This window comes from Sinorhizobium kostiense, from assembly GCF_017874595.1.
Taxonomy (GTDB): domain Bacteria; phylum Pseudomonadota; class Alphaproteobacteria; order Rhizobiales; family Rhizobiaceae; genus Sinorhizobium; species Sinorhizobium kostiense.
Genome location: NZ_JAGILA010000003.1, coordinates 260,284 through 275,762, shown reverse-complemented (window position 1 = coordinate 275,762; position 15,479 = coordinate 260,284). Strand labels below are relative to the sequence as shown.

At 57.6% G+C, this 15,479-nt stretch carries 12 protein-coding genes and 1 pseudogene; 5 read left to right on the top strand and 8 right to left on the bottom strand.

From position 1 onward, the window contains the following. Window positions 1–3 precede the first annotated feature (3 nt). The 7 genes and pseudogenes from J2Z31_RS13990 to traI all read right to left on the bottom strand — a co-directional run bounded on the left by J2Z31_RS13990 (window position 4) and on the right by traI (window position 5,685). A complete protein-coding gene (locus J2Z31_RS13990) occupies window positions 4–171 on the bottom strand; it encodes a transfer trbK protein (RefSeq protein ID WP_028002690.1) in 168 nt (55 codons plus the stop codon). Next, the gene (gene trbJ / locus J2Z31_RS13985) at window positions 165–968 is read right to left on the bottom strand and encodes a P-type conjugative transfer protein TrbJ (protein WP_028002689.1); all 804 of its coding nucleotides are present in this window, start codon (window positions 966–968) and stop codon (window positions 165–167) included. The genes J2Z31_RS13990 and trbJ overlap by 7 nt, the downstream gene beginning before the upstream one ends. Beyond that, window positions 940–3,396, bottom strand: a complete 2,457-nt coding sequence (locus J2Z31_RS13980; RefSeq protein ID WP_028002688.1) for a conjugal transfer protein TrbE — start codon at window positions 3,394–3,396, stop codon at window positions 940–942. Before J2Z31_RS13980 ends, trbJ begins: the two co-directional genes overlap by 29 nt. 10 nt (window positions 3,397–3,406) lie before the next feature. Beyond that, window positions 3,407–3,706, bottom strand: a complete 300-nt coding sequence (locus J2Z31_RS13975; protein WP_028002687.1) for a conjugal transfer protein TrbD — start codon at window positions 3,704–3,706, stop codon at window positions 3,407–3,409. Further along, window positions 3,699–4,082, bottom strand: coding sequence for a TrbC/VirB2 family protein (locus tag J2Z31_RS13970; RefSeq protein ID WP_028002686.1), 384 nt, complete (start codon window positions 4,080–4,082; stop codon window positions 3,699–3,701). The genes J2Z31_RS13975 and J2Z31_RS13970 overlap by 8 nt, the downstream gene beginning before the upstream one ends. Then, window positions 4,072–5,048, bottom strand: a pseudogene (gene trbB / locus J2Z31_RS13965) (P-type conjugative transfer ATPase TrbB). Before trbB ends, J2Z31_RS13970 begins: the two are co-directional and overlap by 11 nt. Before the next feature lie 10 nt (window positions 5,049–5,058). Next, window positions 5,059–5,685: an acyl-homoserine-lactone synthase gene (traI, locus tag J2Z31_RS13960; RefSeq protein WP_028002684.1), complete on the bottom strand. Its 627-nt coding sequence runs from the start codon at window positions 5,683–5,685 to the stop codon at window positions 5,059–5,061. Between the two features lie 354 nt (window positions 5,686–6,039). Between traI and repA the strand changes: the two genes are divergently transcribed. The 5 genes from repA (at window position 6,040) to J2Z31_RS13935 (ending at window position 14,001) form a co-directional block, all read left to right on the top strand. Then, complete coding sequence (gene repA / locus J2Z31_RS13955; RefSeq protein WP_028002683.1) at window positions 6,040–7,263, top strand: plasmid partitioning protein RepA; 1,224 nt, start codon at window positions 6,040–6,042, stop codon at window positions 7,261–7,263. Beyond that, entirely contained in the window at window positions 7,260–8,288 is a 1,029-nt protein-coding gene (repB, locus tag J2Z31_RS13950; RefSeq protein WP_028002682.1) for a plasmid partitioning protein RepB, read from the top strand. Before repA ends, repB begins: the two co-directional genes overlap by 4 nt. Before the next feature lie 196 nt (window positions 8,289–8,484). Further along, window positions 8,485–9,699 (top strand): plasmid replication protein RepC, encoded by a 1,215-nt coding sequence (gene repC / locus J2Z31_RS13945; protein WP_028002681.1) that lies wholly within the window; start codon window positions 8,485–8,487, stop codon window positions 9,697–9,699. A gap of 439 nt (window positions 9,700–10,138) precedes the next feature. Then, complete coding sequence (locus tag J2Z31_RS13940) at window positions 10,139–12,160, top strand: ATP-dependent nuclease (RefSeq protein ID WP_158500212.1); 2,022 nt, start codon at window positions 10,139–10,141, stop codon at window positions 12,158–12,160. Next, entirely contained in the window at window positions 12,157–14,001 is a 1,845-nt protein-coding gene (locus J2Z31_RS13935) for a UvrD-helicase domain-containing protein (protein ID WP_084617842.1), read from the top strand. The genes J2Z31_RS13940 and J2Z31_RS13935 overlap by 4 nt, the downstream gene beginning before the upstream one ends. 476 nt (window positions 14,002–14,477) lie before the next feature. Here J2Z31_RS13935 and J2Z31_RS13930 read toward each other — a convergent pair whose 3' ends face one another. Next, window positions 14,478–15,410, bottom strand: coding sequence for a hypothetical protein (locus tag J2Z31_RS13930; RefSeq protein ID WP_150852066.1), 933 nt, complete (start codon window positions 15,408–15,410; stop codon window positions 14,478–14,480). Window positions 15,411–15,479: the final 69 nt, after the last annotated feature.

Below are 15,479 nucleotides of genomic sequence, written 5' to 3'. Positions count from 1 at the left end.
GATTCACCATTCGACTTTCATCTGGCCGCCCAACGTGGGGTACTCTCTCGACGAGCCGAAGAACGTCGCACGGCGCTCTTGTGCTGCTTGCTTCTCGGAGATGATGAACCAGACGCCGGCACTGCCGATCGTCGCCGCCATTGCGATGAGGATCAGTTTCGCTCTCACCATTGCACCTTCATTTTTTCACCGCCGGAAGTGGATGGCGCGGTCGCTCCGAAGAACTTCTCCCGCCGTGCCTGAGCGAGGTCCTTGTCGGTCTGCTCGGTCTGAAGCCAGGTACCCATCATCGTCATCTGCTGTGAGACGAGGCCGCGGAGCTTCTGCATTTGCGCGACTTGCTGCGCGGCGATCTGATGGCCGACCTGCAATGCCTTCATCTGCCCGTCGGCTGTCTCTGACATCGACCGTAAAGAGGACATTGTGGTTTCCTCGTTGTCGAACTGATCGGCCGTGAGGCTTGCTGCGTTCAGCGTGCTGGCAATCGTATCGCGGTTGGTGTCCGACCAGGTTTGATAGATCGAGGAGAATGTCCCATTGCTCGGCAGGTTGGCCTTGAAGGTGGCATAGCTCTGGAATCGCTGCTGCAGCACATCGTCAGCGTTGCCCATGGAAAAAGCGATGCTCTGGCCCTGATCGACGATGCTGCGGAGCTGATTGAGATCGCTCTCGACCTGCCCCCACATGTGCGATGGGAGCGTCGCGGTGTTCTGGAGCAGGTTCTGATAGATGTTCAGCTGCGTCTCGATCTGTTGCGCGAGCTGGCTGATCTGGGTGAGCTGGTTCTGGATCTGCTCGCCAGATTTCCCGACCAGCGCTACGAGCTCACCATTGTTGAGCACCTGTGTCCACTCGGTCGCCGCACCTGTAGCAGTGCCGGCATTTGCCGGTGTTACTGCGACGATCGTCAGGGCGACGGCTGCCAGACCGGCAAGCAATTCATTCGACGTCGAGCAGCGATGCGGCATCGTGAACTCCTCTCATTTGAAGCCATAGGATTGGCCAATTGGGGCCGTGTTCGGAACTGAGCGCGCGAATGCGCTTTAAGTCTTCCTTGCCGGATGCGCCGACGAAGCTGAGCGCCACGGGACCGAGCGCCATATCGAAGAGCCGCCGGCCTTCGGGTGTGACGACATAGTATTGGCGCTTGGGAATCGCGTTCGAAACGATCTCGATCTGCCGCTCGTTGAATCCGATCCGTTCGTAGAACTCGCGCGTCCCGGGCTCGCGTGCGGCGCCGTTCGGTAGGCAGATCTTCGTCGGGCAGGATTCCTTCAGCACGTCGATGATCCCGGAGCGCTCGGCATCCGAGATAGACTGGGTAGCCAGCACGACCGCGCAGTTCGCCTTGCGGAGCACCTTCAGCCACTCGCGGATCTTACTTCTGAACACCGGGTGCCCGAGCATCAGCCAGGCCTCGTCCAGCACGATCAGACTGGGCGAGCCATCGAGGCGCTTTTCAATCCATCGGAACAGATAGGTAAGCACGGGCACGAGATTGCGCTCGCCCATGTTCATGAGGTGCTCGATCTCGAAGGTCTGGAAGGCGCCGAGCGCCAACCCGTCCTCCTCTGCGTCGAGAAGCTGACCCATCGGCCCGTCAACTGTATAGTGATGCAGCGCGTCCTTGATCTCGCGCATCTGAACGCCGCTCACGAAATCCGACAACGATCGACCAGGTGCTCTCGCCATCAAACCGACTTCCCGCGAGATGGCGTTGCGATGATCGGGCGTGATGGTGACACCCTGCAGCGCGACCAGCATCTCGATCCATTCCGCGGCCCAGGCCCGATCGCCGTCACTTTCAAGGTTAGACAGGGGGCAAAAGGCCAATGCCTTCCCCTCCTCCGCATTGTCGCCGCCGATCTCGTAATGGTCGCCCCCGGCAGCCAGCGTCAGCGGCAGGAGCGAGCTGCCTTTGTCGAAGGCGAAGATCTGGGCACGGTCATAGCGTCTGAACTGTGCCGCGATCAGTGCGACAAGTGTCGACTTGCCCGAGCCGGTTGGTCCGAAGATCAGCGTGTGGCCGACGTCATCGACGTGCAGATTCAGCCGGAACGGCGTCGAGCCGCTCGCGACCTGCATCAGCGGCGGAGAATTCAGAGGATAGAAGGGGCAAGGTGCGATCGGGTTTCCCGACCAGACCGAATTGAGCGGGACTAAGTCGGCGAGATTGCTGGTATTGATCATTGGATCACGCACGTTGCAATACCAGTTGCCCGGCAAGCTGCCGAGGTAGGCGTCAGTGGCGTTGAGCGATTCGATGCGCGCACCAAATCCTTCGGCTTGGATCAGCCGTCGGATCGCCTCGGCTTTTTCCTGCAAGGCTTCCCGATCACCGTCGAAGAGAATGATGACGGGCGTGTAGTGGCCGTAGGCAACAACTTGCGAGGACGCGTGCGCGATCGCATCCTCGGTCTCTGCCACCATCATCATGGCGTCCTGATCGACCGACCGGCTTTGCGTCTGGAATAGCTGGTCGAAGAACGGACGAACTTTCTGTTGCCACTTCTTACGGGTCCGCTCCAACTTTTGACGCGCCTCTTCCGCGTCAAGGAAGACGAAGCGCGACGACCACCGATAGGTGAGCGGCATCAGGTCGAGACTGTTGAGGATCCCCGGCCAGCTCTCCGCCGGCAGCCCGTCGATCGCCACAACGCCGAGAAACCGGTTTTCGAGTTTCGGGGTCAGGCCATGCTCGAGTTCAGCGGTCGCGATCCAGTCGAGATACATAGGAGCATCGGGAAGTCGGATCGGGTGGTTCTCGCCGGTAATGCAGAAGCGGACGAATTGGAGCAATTCGTCGTAGCGGGCAACGCGCTCCCCTCCCCTCTCGGCAACCTCGCGCGTCTGCATACGCCGGATCGAAAGCGTGCTCGCGAAATATTGCTCGATCTCACGGACGGCGTTCTTGAAGATGAAAAGCACCGTGTCGGCATAGGTCTTCTTGCGGCTCTCCTCATCGGAATAGATGTATTTGCTGAGAGCCGTCCTTTTGGACTCCAACGGTCGGTAGGTGAGGACCAGTGCATGCTTGCTCTCGAAATGTCCCCGCTCACGCGTGAAATGCGCCCGCCGCTCCGCGTCGATCGCCCGCGTGACAGCATCAGGGAAATGGCAGTGGTCTTCCGGGGGATAGTCGATCGTCGGAATACGCACGGCCTCTACCTGGATCATCCATCCGCTTCCGAGCCGCGACAGGATTGCGTTGATCTGCCGCGAAAGTTCGTTGCGCTCGAGGTCGGTGGCGCTTTCGGAATCTGGCCCGGCAAAATACCAACCAGCCATCAGGCTTCCGTCTTTCAACAGAAGGACGCCGTTGTCGACCAGGCCGGCATAGGGCACGAGATCGGCGAACGACGGACCTGTCGCGCGGAAAAGCTTGAGAGCAACCATGATCCGCTCCTCAGTGGCGGCGCCAGGGCGAGGTCGTCGCCCGATAATAGGATCTGTAGGAGATGTGCCGGATATAGACGTTTCGCATCAGCGGGTCGGACTTGGCCATCATTCGCAGCAACCCGACAATGACGATCCAAACGGCGGCGCCGAAAAGAGCCGAGTAAAGGGTCAACACGACGAAGATCAGGATGACCGCGGCGATACCCGTGAGCAGGACCAGTTCCCGGTCGGCACCCATCAACAGATTCGGACGCGAGAGTGCACGGTGGATGCGATTGCGCTGAAGGCCGGACAAGGACTCAGCCATGAGTCCCCTCCCCTTCTCCGCTCTGCCCGCTTGGAGTAATCGACTCGTCTGCCAGTCCGATCGAGGCGCCGGTCGCACCGAACAGGCCGACGATGTTGGTGGCGCCAAGCAGGATGCCGGTGACGAGAACGATATACATGAGCCTCCGCGCGAAATCGTTGAGCTCACCCCCGAAGACCAGCATGCCGCCCGCGATGGCAACCGCTGCCAGCGCGATCGCACCAGCGACGGGACCGGTGATCGACTCCTGGATTTGCTGAAGCGGCCCTTCCCAGGGAAGGCCGCCGCCGGAACTCGCGAGGGCCGGTGCGACAGAGGCAAAAACCAAGGGAGCTGCAAGCAGCGCAATGGCGACTAATGCATTCTTACGCGACATGGCGCGCCTCCTGTTCTTCGGTGAGCTGGTCGGTTTCGATTTCGTATTGGCCGTTGACGTACCGCTCGACCTGGATGACATCGCGAACGCGCCGTCCGCTCGGCGTTCTTTCAATCGAGATGACGAGATCGACCGCTTCGCCAATCACCTCGTGCATGGGCTGCTGACTGGCCTCCGCGGTGAGTTGCTCGAGCCTGCGCAGTGCCGACATGGCGGTATTGGAGTGAATAGTTGCCACGCCACCCGGATGGCCGGTGTTCCATGCCTTGAGCAACGTGAGCGCGGCTCCGTCGCGGACCTCGCCCACGACGATCCTGTCGGGACGCAGGCGCATCGCGCTTTTGAGGAGCCGCGCCATGTCGACGGTATCGCTGGTATGAAGAAGAACTGCGTTGTCGGCTGCGCACTGGATCTCGGCGGTGTCCTCCAGAACGACGAGCCGGTCTTCCGGCGCGCTCTTCACGATCTCGCCGATCACTGCGTTTGCGAGGGTCGTCTTGCCAGAGCCAGTTCCACCGGAAATGACAATGTTCAGGCGTGAAGCCATCGCGCTGCGGATGGTCGCAGCCTGATTCTCCGTCATCATGCCGGAGCACACGTAGTCGTCCAGCGGGATAAGACGCGAAGCACGACAGCGAATCGTGAACGCGGCTTGGCGACCACCGGCGGCAAGAGACCTTCAAATCGGTGGCCGCCGATCGGCAGTTCTCCGGAGATGATCGGCTGTTCCGTGTCGACCGTCGACTGAAGCGCATGCGCAACGGTGCCGATCACCATTTCCGCCGCAGCTGACGACATCTCTCCGGCCGGCGCAACGCCATGCCCAAGCCGTTCGATGAACAGCTTTCCATCGGGGTTCAGCATGATCTCGACGACGTTGCCATCATCCAATGCGACGCAAAGCTGGTCGCCGAGGGCGTTCTGAAGCTTGCGGACGAGACGAGCATGGGAGCGAAGCTGTGTCACGGACTTCTCCTCATGCTGCTTGGCCAAGTCGGCCGATGATCTGAGAGCGGTAGTCGACGGGGCGGAGCTTCCGAAAAGTGCCCGCATTAGCCGTCAGAGTGCCGGCCACGGCCATGGTCGTCCCGATCCGTCTCGGCTCGCCAAGGCGCTGAAGCGGCCAACCGACACGGGCGAGGATCCGTTCAAACCGAATATCAGTCACCGTGACTATTTCGGTGAAACGGTTTGCCAGAGACCATTCGATAATCCCCGCAAACATGGTGAGCGTCGCCTCATGAACGGAACCAGCTCCCCTACCCTCAGCGAGGGAGGTGTCCACGCAAAAGCGCGAGCTCTCGACCATGGAGGAATGAGCATTAAGGTGACCTGCAGAAAGGAGCGAGGGGAAGACGTTCGTCACCATCGTGGGGCCGAGTGCTGGAAGAAGGCGGGCACATCCGGCCAACCGGCCCAACTTGGCGATGGCTAAAATGTAGGTTGGTTGAAGATCGTCGAAAGCATCCGACTCATAGCCTCCTGCAGCGTTGACTTCCCAACCCAACCGACCGGAAAAGACGCGGGCGCGCAGCTGATAATGGCTTTGGAGAAGTCGGGCTTCTTCGACATTCCGGGGCTTTGAGATCGCGAGAACCTGCATGAATTTCTCCGTCGTTAAAAATCGACGCGGAGGTAAGCACGGATCCGAATCGCTGTGCAGTTGTAGAATCCAACAGGGTTGTGCTGGTGGTGATTCGGGCAGTAGGTTGAGTGAACGACGGTTGGCGTGTCCCTGCCCGACTGCAGGGCTCACAGGAACAGTTTGGGATCAAGCTAGTGGAAGCGTCGGGCTAAGCCACGGAACGGAAACCAAAAATTCAAGAGTCCTCTTGGGATTTCTCTCCGGACCTTAACCATCTGTTAACCCTAAACTTCTGGACGGGTTAGGAGAATCGTGTTCTATCTTTGGCGGGCAATGGTCGGTAAACCGGCGGAAGGCCGCTAAGAGGAAAAGATGGCGATAGCAGAACGAGTGGAATCAGTTGTGTGCTCGAGGGAAGATGCTGGCAGCAAGATCATGCGCCACGCAGGGCTTCTGTCCGGGCAATTGCAGCAGCTCAGAACTCGCATGTATCCGCCAAGATCGGAAAAGACCTTACGTTCGTTCTTGACCAATGAAGTGTCGAAGCTGACGTCAATACCCGATTCGACCTTAAAGCTCATGTCGACCGAAGGACGCGGACCAGTTCCCAGCAGATTGGAGAATAATCATCGCGTCTACACGCTTGCCCAGATCAACGAACTGCGCGAATTGTTCGCGAAGCAGAAGCCGTCGGAGGCCCTGCGATTCCTTCCTCGCCGTCGGCCCGGCGAGCACCTTCAGGTTCTTGCAATCGCCAACTTCAAGGGGGGCAGCGCAAAGACAACGACCTGCGTGCACCTCTCGCACTACCTAGCCCTCCACGGCTATCGCGTACTCGCACTCGATCTGGACCCCCAAGCATCCTTGTCGGCTATGTTCGGCGCCCAGCCAGAGATTGACGTCGGCTCGAATGAAACGATCTACGCCGCTTTGCGCTACGACGAAAACGACCGTCGTCCAATCCGCGATATCATCCGCAAGACATACTTCGAAGGCATCGACCTCATTCCAGGTAATCTGGAAGTGATGGAGTATGAACACGAAACTCCTCGCGTTTTGGCGAACAAGTCGAGTTCCGGCGCGATCTTCTTCGAGCGATTGAAGCTCGCCCTTTCAGAAGTTGAAGCAGACTACGACGTCGTAATCCTGGACACACCGCCGTCGCTCGGCTTTCTGACATTAAGCGCGATATACGCTGCGACCAGCATGATCATCACGGTGCATCCGGCAATGCTAGACGTTGCATCGATGAGCCAGTTCCTGCTGATGATGGGCGATCTAATTAGTGTTCTTAATGAGAGCGGCGCTCAGTTGGACCAGGACTTCATTCGATACCTGGTAACACGACATGACCCCAATGACGCGCCGCAATCGCAAGTTGTCGCGATGCTCCGCCATATGTTCGGTACAGATGTCCTGTTGCCGACTGCCATCGAGAGCACTGCCGTTGAAGCCGCTGGCCTCGCGAAGCGCTCCGTGTACGAGCTCGAAATGGGGCAAATCGGACGGGACACCCAAAAGCGCGCCCGCGAGGCCGTAGACGCCGTAAACGAGGCCATTGTTCGCCTTATCAACGATAGCTGGGGGCGGACATGAGCAAATCTCCTCGTAAGTCGATTGTCGCCAGCTTCGGACTGCTGTCAGCAGAGCTGGAGAACAAGCTGGCCAGCGATCAGCAGCCAGCGCCCCCTGTTCCATCCGTGGGCAATCGTGTTGGGGCTGGTGTCATAGGCGCAGCCCACCGTGCGATCGACGACATTCGATCAGAGCGAGATCGGTTGAAGGCTCTCGTCGAGTCGGGCGGGGGGGCGATCCGCGAGCTGGATCCTTCCCTCATCGACCCCTCCCCGTACCCGGACAGACTGCCGGATGATGACGAGGCAAGCTTCGAGGCATTCAAACGTTCCATTGAGACCGAGGGCCAAAAGGTTCCTGTCCAGGTCCGGAAACACCCCTCGTCGCCCGGTCGCTATCAGATCGTGTACGGTCACCGGCGCTGGCTTGCTACCAAGCAGCTCGGCAAGGCCCTTCGAGCCATCGAGGTGGAAATTTCTGACCTCGATCTTGTTCTCGCGCAGGGGATCGAGAATGCAAGCCGCCAGGACCTGACCTGGATCGAGCGGGCGCTGTTTGCGTCGCGCATGGATGATGCGGGAATCAAGCCGCGCCATATCTACGCAGCGCTTTCGATCGAGGACACTGAACTGGCTCGTATGCGAAATGTCTATCGCGTCGTGCCGGCGGATATCATCGAGGCTATTGGACGGGCACCAAAGATTGGCCGGCCGCGATGGCTCGACCTTGCCAAGGCTGTTGCCGGCGATCCGGACACTCTCGATTCTATTCGCACTACGTTGGCCAAGGTGGACCCCGTTGAAACTTCCGACAAACGGTTCCAGCGCGTCCTGAGTGCGATCAAGCCAGCCACCAAAAAGGGCTTAGGTCCGACTCCGATTTCGGATGGTAGCGGTACAAAGCTTGCCGCGTTGGTGATGTCCCCGAAAGAGGTTCGAATCTCGGCCGAGGGCTCGCTCGGCATCGAGTTCTTGAAGTTTGTTGAGGCGGAACTGCCAAACCTTGCTGCGCAGTTTGCCCTTCAGCGAAACCACGAAAAGCCCTGACAGCTGTCAGGGTTTGTATCTTGTTCAGGAAAGGAAGCGCTGCAAAAGAAAAAGGCCCCCCAAACGTTGCCGTCGTGGAAGCCTCTCTCTGTGTGTGACAACTAGAGAATCGCATTTCCCCGAATCCCCGTCAAGAGTCTTTGGCACCGATTTTGGTGAGCAGCTTTCTTTTGCCTCTTAGAAGGTGAAGGAAAAAATGCAGAGTGGAAGTGTGACGACGCCTTTCGGGCGGCGGCCGATGACGCTTGCCCAGGTTCGGCAACAAGTTGCCGCGACCGTCATTCAGCCCGGCAAGTCGGCTGACAAATGGAAGGTCTTTCGAGACGCTTCCGAGGCGAGAGAATTGCTGGGACTTCAGGACCGAAGCCTCGCGGTCCTTGACGCCCTGTTGAGTTTTTATCCTGACAATGAACTCCGTCAAGACGCGCAGCTCATAGTCTTCCCATCCAATGCGCAGCTGACACTCCGCGCTCATGGCATTACTGGCGCCACGCTTCGTAGACACCTAGCCCTTCTGGTAGAGGCAGGTCTTATCGTGCGTAAGGACAGTGCGAATGGAAAGCGATACGCCCGAAGGCATAGGTCAGGCGAGATCGAAAGTGCGTTTGGCTTCGATCTCTCCCCCCTGCTCACCCGTGCCGAAGAGCTTGCTCAAATGGCGCAGCGGGTCGCGGCGGCTCGGGCGGCCTTCAGGAGAGCCAAGGAAAATTTGACAATATGCCGCCGGGACGTCCGTAAGCTCATCACTGCGGCGATCGAAGAGGGCGCAGACGGGGATTGGGAGAAGATTAACTCCAAGTACGTCGAGCTAGTCCGCCGCATACCGCGCACTCCAAGCCCTTCCGAGCTGTTGGGGCTTCTCCATGAAATGACGACGCTGCGGGAGGAAATCCTTAACACGTTGAAGTCTCAGCAAAATGCAGAAAATTATAGCACCAATGATGCTCACAATGAGCATCACAAACAGAATTCACATACCGAATCCATTCATGAATCTGAACCTCGCTCTAGAAACGAGCTGGGTGCGAAGGCGAGCCGGAAACAGGACCGTACGAATGAGGCGTTGAAGGTGTTTCCGTTGGGAACCGTGTTAAGGGCATGTCCGGAGATTTCGTCATACGGTCCGAACGGCGTCATAAGCAACTGGCGAGACCTGATGACTGCTGCCGTCACTGTGCGATCCATGCTAGGGGTCAGCCCATCGGCTTATCAGGAAGCATGCGAGGCCATGGGCTCGGAAAATGCGGCCGTGACGATTGCTTGCATTCTCGAGCGGGCGGGACACATCAACTCGGCAGGCGGCTATCTGCGAGATCTGACGTCTAAGACGAAGCGCGGTGTATTTTCACTTGGGCCTGTTTTAATGGCGCTTCTCAGAGCTCATGGGCAAGGTGACAAAAGAACCGGATGACCGGAAAGAGCAATGCGCAACTCCGATACCTCATAGTTGGCAGTTAGCGTCTGAAAGCAACAATGGCATCGCGATCGCTGTGGTTCAGGTGTCCTGCGGAGCCGCTCACTGTCGCCATGCGTGAGGGTCAGTTCCGGACGATACATTATGCGATTTTTTAGCCCAGAACGTGAACATCCTCGCAACAAGCCGTGCACAGGGCTCGTGGAAAACGGCCCCCTTAGTCCCCGTCGCGGCGGCTCATTAACATCGGCCGGGATATCCGGTGCTAGCCGAAAACGACACCAACGACCGCATCGCGGCCACGAAGCGGCCAATACCGCGGCTTTAAATATTGAGGATATGGCCGTGGGTGACCCTATCCCTGCACAAGCTCAAGTTGCTTTTGCGTTTGCCTATGCCAAAATCGTGATCATCGATTCCGTGACCGAGCATTGCTGTGCATTTAGAAACATTGACCCTTCAAAATTTCCGCTGCTTCGGCCAGAAGCCCGTAGCCATCACCTTCAAGTCCGGCATAAACGCCTTCGTCGGCAACAACGGTTCCGGAAAGACCGCAGCTCTCGAGGCTCTGAAAAGGCTGTTTTCGCCAATCTCGGCCGAACGTCAAATCCGGAAGACGGACGTCCATTTCGGACCCACTGAAGATCTTCAAATGCTGAAAGCGCTCGAGAGAGAAATTGTGATCGATGCTGTATTCGGATTTGAGGATCCAACGGCGTATCCCATGGTCTTCAGCGATCTATTCTTTTCGGCAGCTGACAGCAAGCTCCGGGTTAGAATTCGTCTTGAATGCAAGTACTCGAGCTCCGACGCTCTTACGGACGATCTCGAAACAAAAATCTACTCCGTGAAGACGCTTGATACCGTTCCATTCGGGCCGGACGACGAACGGAAAACCCCTCTCCGCGGACGCCCGACGCAGTACGCTGAAGTGATCTACATCCCCGCGCACCGTGACGCTCGGGGCGTAAGCCAGACAGCGCTGAGAAACCTTCTCAGCCGCCTCGAAAGTGCTGCGGACTGGAGTGACGACACCCGTTCGAAATCGAAAGGGTTCGCTGCCGATCTCGAGCAGAATCTAAATTCCACGGATGCGATGAAATACGTCAGCGCAACTCTCGACGGTTTCTGGAAGTCTCTCCATGACGGCCATTATGACGGCACTCCTCAGCTTGGGGTGGTTGCCACCGAGTTTCAGAAACTCATCAAGGATCTGACTCTTAGGTTCACCAAGTCGCCCGGTGGCGGCCAACGATACCTCGACGAGCTCAGCGAGGGGCAAACATCGCTGCTGTACTTCGCCCTGGCTGCGACATACCAAACTCTCATGTGGGACATGCAGAAGGCGCGCCCCAATCTGGTCGGCTTCCGTCCATCCGATTTCACGATGCCCGCCCTGACTATCTTCGCGCTTGAGGAGCCGGAGAACCATCTCTCGCCGTTCTATCTGCCTCGTCTGGTGGCTCTCCTGGACAGCCTGAACAAGACGGGATCGGCGCAGGCCATTGTGACCAGCCATGCCACCAGCATCCTCAGCCGTGTGCCTCCGAAGAACGTCCGGTATTTCCGAAATTCGCCTCAGACCCTAACGAGCACGGTATTGTCGCTGCCGTTGCCGCCGGAGAGGACGGAAGAGGACAAATTCATCCAGCAAGTGATCCTCGCCAATCCGGAGATTTATTTTGCGCGTCTCGTTATCATCGGCGAAGGCGACACCGAGCGGATCGTCATTCCCAAACTCGCCGAAGCACGTGGGGCCAGCCTGGATCCGTCTTTCATTGCATATGTTTCCATCGGTGGTCGTCACGCCCACCATCTCTGGAAACTCTTGAACGGGCTGGAAATACCCCACCTCACGCTTCTTGACTTCGACTTGGGCCGGTACGGTGGAGGCACCGGACGACTGAAGAATGCCGTTGCCTGGCTGACTGCACTAGGTCCGGAGTTCGTCCCCACCTATGCAGCCAGCACAGACCAGCCGGGCGTGCAAATTCCTGCTAACGTTAATGGCATACCTACGAACGAAGGGCTCACCCCCCAAAACTACGATGGCTGGGTGAAGTGGCTGCGGAGGTGGGGAATATATTACTCGGCCCCGGTGGATCTCGATATGATGATGATCCAGGCATTTCCCGAAGCCTACATTGCAGAGAAGCCCTACGCGCCGGAAAACTACAACGACGAGACAAGAAGGAAGCTGATGGAGGCCGTGTTCGGCGCGTCCGGCAAGGGACTGCCCGAGATAGAGGCAACGGGAAATAAGATCGCAGAGCAGCAGGTGCACATCTATCGAGAGCTCTTCAAGTCATCGTCAAAGCCTGGTTCACATCTCCTGGCATTTTCGAAGCTCTCCAAGGAACGGTTGGAGACTGGCTGCCCAGAACCCTTGCAAGCGCTCATCGAAAAGGCGAGGTCTCTCGTGTCGGCGGGCAATGCACAGACTGAGGTGGTGCGGTGACCTACGTGAACCCTGAACATTGGAAGCCATCCAAGGGCGTCTCCCTGGAAGGCGACGCGCTGGATATTGCACGCTCTACGAATTCCCGCTCCATTCTGGCAGGGCCGGGCGCCGGAAAAACTGAGCTGCTTGCGCAGCGAGCCAACTTCCTGCTCACAACAGGCGCCTGCCCACACCCTAGACGAATCCTTGCAGTTGCGTTCAAAGTCGACGCGGCGCGGAATCTTCAGGACCGAGTGGCGGCGAGATGCGACCCAAACCTGTCGACTAGATTCGAATCCCTCACTCTGCACAGCTTCGCCAAGAGGCTGCTCGACCAGTTCCTCGAAGCGTTGCCTAAAGAGGTAAGACCGCCCCCCGGTTACCGAATCTTTTCTCCAAATCGAGGCATATGGGATGACTTCAGAAACTCGGTCTCCCTCCAGTTTCCTTCGGTCATGAATTATAACGACCGAGACCTCTATAAACTCGTCCATTCGGTTCCTTCCGGAGATCTGTTTGGCAATGCTGCCGACGGCATTCGCAGCGCCTGGTGGGCATATTCCATACGGCGATCCACGATCACGTTCGAAATGGTGATGCTGCTGGCCCTTCGAATCCTTGAAACTCAGAATTCGATCGTTTCCGCCCTCAGACAGACCTACTCCCACGTGTTCCTGGACGAATTTCAGGACGTCAACGACCTGCAGTACAGACTGATCAAGGCCGCGTTCCACGGCAGTGACGCAGTCGTCACTGCCGTGGGAGACACGAACCAGGCTATCATGGCCTGGGCGGGTGCGCTTCCGGACATCTTCAACCGCTTCAACGACGACTTCGCCGCAGTGCCATCGAAGCTGTTGTTCAATTTCCGCTCCAATCAAGCAATTGTAGACCTGATCAATAGCATCGCTTCAATGTTCGAAACCAATCCGGTGATGACGCAGGCGGCAAGGAAGGACGATCCGGTTCCTCCCGACGCGATCGAAGGATGGGTATTCGAAGATCGAGAGGCTGAGGGGCGATACATTGCAAGCTTCATACGGGAAGAGCTGGGAGTAGATCCGGCGAGGAGGCCTGATGATTTTGTGCTGCTTGCGCGGGTTCGCGTCGATAATATTGAGCAGCGTCTCAAGCCCCACTTTGTTAAGGCCGGGCTGCGCCTGCGCAACGAGTCGCGAAAAGTGGGCGAACTCGAAATACAGGATTTGATGAAGGAGCAAGTGTTTCGGTTCATCATGGCCGCCCTCAAGATGGCGGTCAGCGTGCGACAAGGCGATCCGTTTCAGGTCTGCCGAGACACGCTTGCCGATCTCGACGGACACGACATCTCCACCGAGCGAGGAAGCTCCAGCAGTCTGCAGGCGGTCCAGAGGCTTGTCAGCGACCTCGGCAATGCTTTGGTCGGCAAACGCGCCGCCGACATCAGCGGTCACGAGATCGTAGACTTGGTGATGCCGCAGTCGAGACGGGACCAGTTCTCACGCGCATATAATGAGTATCGGGGTTCAACTCGCATTGCCGAGGTCCTCGATGCTTTTCGGCTGCTCTTCGACGAAAGTGCCAGCCAGCACACCGAATGGAAGGACTGCATCGACCTGATCGAGGGCCGCGGCGTCGTCAAACTCATGACAATCCACAAGTCTAAGGGATTGGAGTTCCATACCGTCACATTCATAGAGTTGAACGACGACGCGTTCTGGAAGAGCGGCGATGACGCAAATGTTTTCCTCGTCGCTCTTTCGAGGGCAAGAGAGCGCATCAAGTTTACTTTCGCACAAGACAGTCGCGGCTTCAAAAACGTTCAGGACTTTCTGGAACGGCTCGAAAAGGCGGGAGTCGTGTTTCTCAACAAACCGTAGCCGTGATTAACTTGCGCTTTCATCAAGAGGTACTGCGCTCATCTCGTCGTTCTTTTTTCCAGTATCACAGAAAATTGGCCATCAACTACCGCCTTTAATTTCTCGCAAGAAAGCGCCCCATTGGCGTAACCTCCCCCGACATTGCTCAAGGGAACTCGCATCCTTGCAATAGATCCCGGGGGGGACTCCGCCGAGCTCTTCGTCACGGCCCCGGAGGAATTCGGTCGCCTCACCCTCACCCAGAAGCGCGTATGCTTCCGTTTTCAAGAGCTTCCGGTATTCTGCAATTCTTGCCATCTCCGCGTCCGCCCATTCCTTTTGTTGCTTGATAGACACCAAGATGTCTTTCGCTCTTGCGGAACTGAACCCACCAGTCTCCGCTGCTGCGGCTGGAGATAGTCCGGACAATTCGATGCGCGGTGTTGTCAGCCAGACTTCCAATTCCTCTGCGGCGAAAAGAGGCCCTGCCATACTTTTCAGATCTGCGATGCGCTGGTTGCGCGCTTCAGCACGCTGTCACGCGCCAGTTCTAGCATCGCCTGTTGCTCCTCAGCGGCCGCAATAAGGTCGTCGATGGGCAGCGCTAATGCATCACTGGGAATAGCTGATCGGCCATCCAGCATTGCTTCGATCGCCCGCAATTCGCGCTCGATACGGACATGATGTTCACTCGATTCGAGAGCCTCCCGAAATGTGAGATTAGACTGTGGATCCACCGACGAGAACCATCCGCCAACCGTCACGGCTGACCGCCGAGTAGGGTCTGCTTCGTTCAAAATCCGCTTGACTTGCTCCGCGGCAGTATCGACGCGAAGCCGCGCCGCCTCGATCTCCATCGATGCTTCTATCCAAAGAGAGCCAACCGCAGGTGCAATGGTATAGCCCTTCATCAGGTGGGCGGCGATGCCCTTCTCCGTGAGGAAATCAAGGTAGGCGCAAACCACGCGCCAAGGTGCCCGAAAATCCTCTTGGTGTTGAGTTATTTTCTGCTCAACCGTCTCCCGCAGATAGAGGAAATCCCGGCGAATGAGATTGAGGCGCTGCAGGTACTGGCAAACGGAAACCGGCGTCTGCAGGTTTCGTCCTAACTTCCTATGAAGTAGGACATCGATCAGTATCGTGATCTGCCATTGGATTGACGAAACCGCGAAAACGGCGTTCCCGTCGAATTCGACACCTACAAGATCCGTGCCTCCAACGCGCTCGAGAAGCTGCCAATTTCTATCACGCTTGAAGCCGCCGGATACCGCACTTTTTGCCGCCCTATAGATCTCCGCGAGCTTCTTCGCCCGCTCTTCAAGCTCCCGTTGCTGCTCTTCCTCTTCCCGAGCGGCCTCCACACGCATCGACTCGAGGCCTTCATCAATCCCCTTGTTGAATATCCAGGACCTAGGTGCCGTTCTCAGCACAGCATCCCGCACATCCTCTAAGCATGCATCTCGAGGCGTTCGTGAGAGGTCAATTTCGACTGACGAAAT

What these genes read in the sequence shown, in the direction of transcription:
- J2Z31_RS13990 (WP_028002690.1), bottom strand. Translation starts at nt 171, where the DNA reads ATGGTGAGAGCGAAACTGATCCTCATCGCAATGGCGGCGACGATCGGC.
- J2Z31_RS13980 (WP_028002688.1), bottom strand. Translation starts at nt 3,396, where the DNA reads ATGGTTGCTCTCAAGCTTTTCCGCGCGACAGGTCCGTCGTTCGCCGAT.
- J2Z31_RS13970 (WP_028002686.1), bottom strand. Translation starts at nt 4,082, where the DNA reads ATGTCGCGTAAGAATGCATTAGTCGCCATTGCGCTGCTTGCAGCTCCC.
- J2Z31_RS13975 (WP_028002687.1), bottom strand. Translation starts at nt 3,706, where the DNA reads ATGGCTGAGTCCTTGTCCGGCCTTCAGCGCAATCGCATCCACCGTGCA.
- repC (WP_028002681.1), top strand. Translation starts at nt 8,485, where the DNA reads ATGCAGAGTGGAAGTGTGACGACGCCTTTCGGGCGGCGGCCGATGACG.
- repA (WP_028002683.1), top strand. Translation starts at nt 6,040, where the DNA reads ATGGCGATAGCAGAACGAGTGGAATCAGTTGTGTGCTCGAGGGAAGAT.
- repB (WP_028002682.1), top strand. Translation starts at nt 7,260, where the DNA reads ATGAGCAAATCTCCTCGTAAGTCGATTGTCGCCAGCTTCGGACTGCTG.
- trbJ (WP_028002689.1), bottom strand. Translation starts at nt 968, where the DNA reads ATGCCGCATCGCTGCTCGACGTCGAATGAATTGCTTGCCGGTCTGGCA.
- traI (WP_028002684.1), bottom strand. Translation starts at nt 5,685, where the DNA reads ATGCAGGTTCTCGCGATCTCAAAGCCCCGGAATGTCGAAGAAGCCCGA.